Origin of the sequence: Tabrizicola sp. (assembly GCF_031377265.1) — a bacterium.
Classification (GTDB): domain Bacteria; phylum Pseudomonadota; class Alphaproteobacteria; order Rhodobacterales; family Rhodobacteraceae; genus JAUYQR01.
In genome coordinates, this window is sequence record NZ_JANMET010000358.1 from 1 (window position 1) to 3,084 (window position 3,084).

General features: G+C 66.6%; 4 protein-coding genes and 1 tRNA gene. 2 read left to right on the plus strand and 3 right to left on the minus strand.

Annotated features, from left to right (window positions below):
- The coding region (locus RMO18_RS19070) for an aminoacetone oxidase family FAD-binding enzyme (RefSeq protein WP_309668068.1) at positions 1-582 on the minus strand (582 nt) is incomplete at its 3' end.
- A gap of 104 nt (positions 583-686) precedes the next feature.
- Here RMO18_RS19070 and RMO18_RS19075 point away from each other — a divergent pair.
- Positions 687-761, plus strand: a tRNA-Gln gene (locus tag RMO18_RS19075).
- A 181-nt stretch (positions 762-942) separates the two neighbouring features.
- A complete protein-coding gene (locus RMO18_RS19080) occupies positions 943-1,323 on the plus strand; it encodes a hypothetical protein (RefSeq protein WP_309668069.1) in 381 nt (126 codons plus the stop codon).
- A gap of 9 nt (positions 1,324-1,332) precedes the next feature.
- On the opposite strand, the gene RMO18_RS19085 is transcribed toward RMO18_RS19080, so the two are convergent.
- Both RMO18_RS19085 and RMO18_RS19090 read right to left on the minus strand, forming a co-directional pair.
- Positions 1,333-2,304, minus strand: coding sequence for an ABC transporter permease (locus RMO18_RS19085; protein ID WP_309668071.1), 972 nt, complete (start codon positions 2,302-2,304; stop codon positions 1,333-1,335).
- Positions 2,305-3,084 (minus strand): ATP-binding cassette domain-containing protein (locus tag RMO18_RS19090; RefSeq protein WP_309668073.1); only part of this gene is annotated, 780 nt, incomplete at its 5' end. It abuts the gene before it with no gap.

Sequence of the window (3,084 nt, forward strand, 5' to 3'; positions counted from 1 at the left end):
AGTCAGCGGCACCAGAGCGGGCCGGGTGTCGGTCAGCGGCAGGCCAAAGCTTTCGGCGACGCGGTAGCCAAAGCCGGTGGCGCCCATCTTCGGGATCGACTTGCCGCCCGTGGCCACCACGACCGAAGCCGCCGTCTGCGCGCCCCTTGCGGTGTCAACGCGAAAGCCCAGCGGGCCGCGCGTGACTTCGCCGACGCTGCAACCAAGCCATAGGGTGACGCCCGCGCGATCCATATCGCGGACCAGCATCTGCACGACCTGCGTGGCGGAGCCGTCGCAGAACAGCTGCCCCAGCGTCTTTTCGTGCCATGCGATGCCTGCAGCGTCCATCCGGGCGATGAAATCCCATTGCGTGAACCGCTTTAGCGCCGAAAGGGCAAAGCGTGGATTGCGTGACAGAAAGCGGTCTGGCGCGATGCCGGTGTTGGTGAAGTTGCAGCGCCCGCCACCGGAAATGCGGATCTTTTCGCCTGGTGCCTTGGCGTGGTCGATGATCAACACGCGGCGGCCGCGCCGGCCCGCCTCGATTGCGGCCATCATGCCGGCCGCCCCTGCCCCGAGGATGATCGCGTCCCAATCCATGCGCCCGTCCTAGCCGCCGCCGCAACTGACGGCAAGTCGGGCAGAAAATCGCACGCTGCCCCCTTGCACCGCCATGGGGGCTTCGCTAAACACCGCCGCACGGTTGGGGCGTCGCCAAGTGGTAAGGCAGCGGTTTTTGGTACCGCCATTCCCAGGTTCGAATCCTGGCGCCCCAGCCAAAGTCCACATTTGCCGATGTGCCTTTGCCAGACCTGCCGACCCGACCAGCAAGGGCCCGCGCAGATCGACATGGCAGAGGCGCGGGGCGGACATGATCTGGGAAAGTGCGCCGTGACCCTTCGTATGCTTGGACTTGCCGCCGTCTTGCCGCTGTGCGCCTGCGTTGGTGCGACGAGCGACATGCTGCTGTATCCCCTGGAAGGCAAGATCGCGAATGCCGACCCGACACTGGTCATCGTCGCCACCGCAAAGAACACCAGCGGCACCTCCGGGCCGCTGACCTTTCGGCTGCCAGACCGGGTGAAATGCGAAGGCACCTGGAGTTCGCTGAGCCCCAAGGTGGTGTCACGGTCCAAGGGGCTGTCGCTGACCTGGAAAAAGACCGGCGGCGAAATCGGCACCGAAGTTGCCAGCGTTGCCGGCGTGAACAATGGCGAGATCTACGCCGTGTGCAGCGATGGGACCCGGGTACAGGGTACTTTCGTTGTGGGTTCGGGCACCGCCAGCGGCACCGGGCGGGCGACGGATACCAATGGAAATCTGTACAAGCTGTTGTTCTGAGGCCGCTTTCTACCGCATACCGACCGCGCGCCGCCCGATGGCCGAGATCGACACGGCGGCAAGGATGATCGCCCCCACCAGCACCTCGCGGACATAGCTGTCGACCTGCAGCTGGGTCAGGCCATTGTCCATCACCCCCAGCACGACCACCCCGGCCAGTGTGGCCAGCACCTTGGGCTGGCCATCGCGGGTCATCGTCATGCCAAGGAACACCGCCGCAATCGCCGTCAGCATCAGCCCGTCACCCTGCGTCGGGTTGGCAGATGCCACACGGCTGGCATACATCAGGCCCGCCACCGCCGCCCCGACCCCCGTGAACATGAACGCGGTCAGGCGCAGGCGGGTGACCTTGACGCCCGCCAGACGCGCGGCTTCGGCATTGCCGCCGATGGCATACAGGCGGCGGCCATAGCTGGTTTGTTCCAAGACCACCCAGACCACCGCCACCACTGCCAGCGACAGGATGGTTAGCCACGGCAGCACGGCGGGCTTGTCCGAAATCGTGCCGATCGTGATGCCGGTTCTGGCGAAATCCGCGAAGGCCTGCGGGATCACCTTGCCCGAGATTGTCTTGCCATCCGACACGAGGAACGCGGCCCCGCTGAAGATGGTCAGCGTGGCCAGCGTGGCCACAAACGGCAGGATGCCGAGCAGGCTGACCAGTGCCCCGTTCAGCGCGCCACCAATCAGGCCCACCGCCAGTGCCCCGGCCAGCGCCATCGGCACCCCATAGCCAAGGGTGAACAGCGCCGCCGCCGCCACCCCGGCCAGCGAGGCCATTGCGCCTACCGACAGGTCGAAATCGCCCATCACCATGACCACGGTCATCGCGCTTGCCACCACGATCAGCATCGCCAGTTGCTGGCTCATGTTCAGCCAGTTGCGCGGGGTCATGAAGGTATCGGGCAGCATCACCCAGAAGAACAGGATGATCGCCGCCATCCCGATCAGGGTGCCGTAACTGCGCAACAGATGCCCCATTCAGGCGGCCTCCCCGTCGTAAAGGGCGGCGAGCAGGCCCGCCTCGGTCAAGCCTTGCGTTGGCAGCGTGGCGGCGATGCGCCCGCCCTGCAGCAACGCGATCCGGTCGCAAAGACCGATCAGTTCCGGCAGATCGGAAGACGCGATGATCACCGCTGTCCCCGCATCGGCCAACGCCCGGATCAGGGCATAGATGTCGAACTTGGCCCCGACATCGACGCCGCGCGTCGGTTCGTCAAGCAGCAGCAGCTTTGGCCGGCCGGCAAGGGCACGGGCAAACAGCAGCTTTTGCTGATTGCCGCCCGACAGATCCGCCACCGCCTGAGCGGGGCTGCGCGCCTTCAGCCGAACCTCGGCTGCCTTTTGTGTGACCAAGGCCGCTTGGGCTGCGTGATCCAGAAACCCCGCATGCGACAACGCGCTCAGATGCGGCAGCGTCACCGTGCGCGACAGCGGTTGGCGCAGCATCACCCCTTCGGCACGCCGGTCGCGGGGCACATAGGCGATCCCTGCGGCCCAGGCGGCCTGCGGGTCGGCGGCCACGTCGAAGCCGTCTAGAACCACGCGGCCAGTGCGCGGAACGGCCCCGACCAGCGCCTTCAGCAACGCGTTGCGGCCAGACCCGGACAGACCGGCCAGCCCCAGCACCTCGCCCTGACCGACGGTGCAGGTGACGCCGCTCAGCGGAGGCGCGGACAGGGCGGTGATGCTCAGTACCACTGGCCTCATTGGCCGATCGGGGCGCGGGGGAAACAGGTCGCGCAACGCGCGGCCGGTCAT

Coding starts and splice junctions, on each gene's coding strand:
- RMO18_RS19085 (WP_309668071.1), bottom strand. CDS start 2,304: ATGGGGCATCTGTTGCGCAGTTACGGCACCCTGATCGGGATGGCGGCG.
- RMO18_RS19080 (WP_309668069.1), top strand. CDS start 943: ATGCTGCTGTATCCCCTGGAAGGCAAGATCGCGAATGCCGACCCGACA.